The sequence below is a fragment of the Citrobacter sp. VF227 genome, assembly GCF_052950715.1.
In genome coordinates this window covers 1-562 of sequence record NZ_JBRFVF010000199.1, presented here as the reverse complement: position 1 = coordinate 562, position 562 = coordinate 1, and the positions used below count along the sequence as shown (strand labels likewise).

1 protein-coding gene is annotated in these 562 nt (G+C 67.1%); it reads right to left on the bottom strand.

Annotated features, from left to right (window positions below; all coding sequences use genetic code 11):
- The coding region (locus ACU8YC_RS25880; protein ID WP_446896093.1) for a 2Fe-2S iron-sulfur cluster-binding protein at positions 1 to 472 on the bottom strand (472 nt) is incomplete at its 3' end.
- Positions 473 to 562 lie beyond the last annotated feature (90 nt).

The following is a 562-nucleotide window of genomic DNA, read 5'->3' as shown; positions in this document are numbered from 1 at the left end:
TGTTGCCGCTCATCCGCTCGCGCATCTCGTCCGCCGTCATCCGCGGCGCGGCCGCGATGTCGCCGCTGACATGGCTCGGGATGCCGGCGCGGATCTCGTCCAGCACCGCCACCGCCGAGCAGATCTGGCCCGGCGTGCAATAGCCGCACTGGTAGCCGTCATATTGCACGAACGCCGCCTGCATCGGGTGCAGCTTTTCGGGCGAGCCGAGGCCCTCGATGGTGGTGATCCGGTCGCCCTCGTGCATCACCGCGAGAGTCAGGCAGCTGTTGATCCGGCGGCCCTCGACGATCACCGTGCAGGCGCCGCACTGGCCGTGATCGCAGCCTTTCTTGGTGCCGGTCAGGCCGAGCTGGTCGCGCAGCAGGTCGAGCAAGGTGGTCCAGGGTTGCACCTGGAGCTCACGGCGTTCGCCGTTCAGCTCCAGGCTGATGGTGCAGGTCTGGCCTGCAGCTGAAGAATGTTCGCTCATGGCGGCCTCACGGTTTGGGCGTTGGTGTGCGCTGTCCGTGCGTCTTGGGGTACGACTGGCGTGGCGCCGAAATCGTTCAGCTCCCTGAGC